This window comes from Streptomyces sp. NH27, assembly GCF_056859195.1.
On record NZ_JACEGK010000853.1, the window covers coordinates 1 to 1870 of the forward strand.

At 73.7% G+C, this 1870-nt stretch carries 1 protein-coding gene; it reads right to left on the reverse strand.

The genetic code is table 11. From position 1 onward, the window contains the following. Positions 1-290: 290 nt before the first annotated feature. Complete coding sequence (gene cbiE, locus AC13HU_RS36495) at positions 291-1517, reverse strand: precorrin-6y C5,15-methyltransferase (decarboxylating) subunit CbiE (protein WP_483046294.1); 1227 nt, start codon at positions 1515-1517, stop codon at positions 291-293. Positions 1518-1870: the final 353 nt, after the last annotated feature.

Sequence of the window (1870 nt, forward strand, 5' to 3'; positions counted from 1 at the left end):
CTCTACGACAACTAACGAGCGGGTCCGGTATGCGGCACGTCGGACACGGGCGCCCGCACAGCTCGACGGCCCGTCAACGTGTGATGACGGCACAACGATCCGTCAGCCTACCCCGGGCATGACCGCGATCAGGCCGGTAGTCCGCACCTCGGGACGTATCTCACACCTACCTGGTAAGTACCGCCGCCACCAGGGGAAACGCGTTTCGCACCTGCCCCGTTGACCTTGTCACGGAAGTGGCGGCGAGCCACCGGCCGGGTGCTTCCCGGCGGCTTCGTGGCGGCTGCCGGTCAACGCCGGTAACCACACAGGGCGAAGCTCACCGATCGCTCACGCTCGGCCCATTCGCTGTCCAGTTCGACGGATTGGAGCAGGGTGCGCTCGATGTCGTAACCCCCTTCGGACAGCGCCCGGGTGATCGCCTCGGCCTGGTCCCGGTTGCCTGCCGCGGTCACGATCCGCTCGGGCCGGCGGGCCGCGCAGGCGGCGGCGACTTCGGGGTCGGCGGTGCCGATCCGGACCGCGTCGGGCTCGGGGAGATCCTCCAGCGCGATCGGCGCGGTGCCGTGCACGACCTGGAGCTGCACCCCGATACGGCGCGCGGTCGCGGTGATCCAGTCGCACGCGTCGGCGTGTCGGTCCACGGCGATGACGGCCGCGCCGAAACCGGCCGCCTCCACCGCGAGCGAGCCGTCGGCGGCGCCGATGTCCCACACCAGATCCCCGGCCCGCGGGCCGAGCCGGGCGAGTTGGAAGGCACGCAGCTCCGCCGGGAGGTGACCGCCGTACTCCGCCGCGGGCAGCGCCCAGCCGCGCGCGGCGCCGGGGAAACCGGGGTCACGGCCGGCGATCCAGCCGCCGCCGGAGTGGGTGGCGGGGCCGCCGAGCGCGGCGATGCCCTGTCCCCGGCTGGAGATCCCGCCGACCACCAGCACCACGTTCGGGTCGCGCCATATGTGGTCGGCGACCTTGTCGGAGGTGAGTACGGACACCTCCTCCTGCTCGGTGCCCAGCGCCTCGCAGATCACGAAGGTGCGGTGGACTCCCGTGAGCATCAGGGCGAGTTCGGCGGGGCCGGCGCCCGGCGCCGTGAGCACGGCGACCTTCGCGTTGGCGCGGCAGACGTTGACCGCCCGGCGCAGGGTGCGGCTGGTCGCGACGACCACGCGGGCGTCGTCCCACGGCATCCCGGCCCGGGCGAAGGCGCGCGCGACCGCGGAGACCGCGGGAACGACCTCGACCTCCAGCCCGAGTTCGGGCGCCCGCAGCGCCCGGACCACTCCGAAGAACCCCGGGTCTCCGTCGGCCAGCACCACCGCGGTGCCGCGGTGCCCGGCGATCCGGCGGGCCGCGATGTCGATACTGCCGAGCACGATCTGCTCGGCGCCCCTCGGGACGTACGGCAGCGCGAGGTGGTACCGGGTGCCGGCCACGAGCGTGGCGGCGTCGAGCGCGGCCCGCGCCGCGCCGGACAGCGGAGCGCCGTCCCATCCGATCACGGTGACCCGGTCGGCCATCGTCGTCTGCCTCCATGACGTGTGAGGGTCCCGAGAAGGAAGACTAACGTGGCCCCGACCCTCCGGGGTGGTCGGTTCTGTCGGTTCAGGGACCACCTGCCGGTGGTGGGTTGTGCGCGCCGTTCCCCGCGCCCCTGAATCTGTGCGGCTCTTCCGCGAAAAGAGGGTCACCACCCAGGGGCGCGGGGAACTGCGCTCCCCCAGAGCTTCGCCTGGGAGGTACCCCCAGCCCCCCACCGCCCGGAAGGTCCGGCACCGCCAGGACCGGGCCACCCGGGCGGACCCGCCACCCCCCGTTCGCCAGGTCCGGCCCCCACAGGACCGGGCCCCCCGGGCGGCCCCGTGGGGGCTTC

Bases quoted from the DNA above. Each gene is read 5' to 3' on its own strand.
- cbiE (WP_483046294.1), bottom strand. From the start codon at position 1,517: ATGGCCGACCGGGTCACCGTGATCGGATGGGACGGCGCTCCGCTGTCC.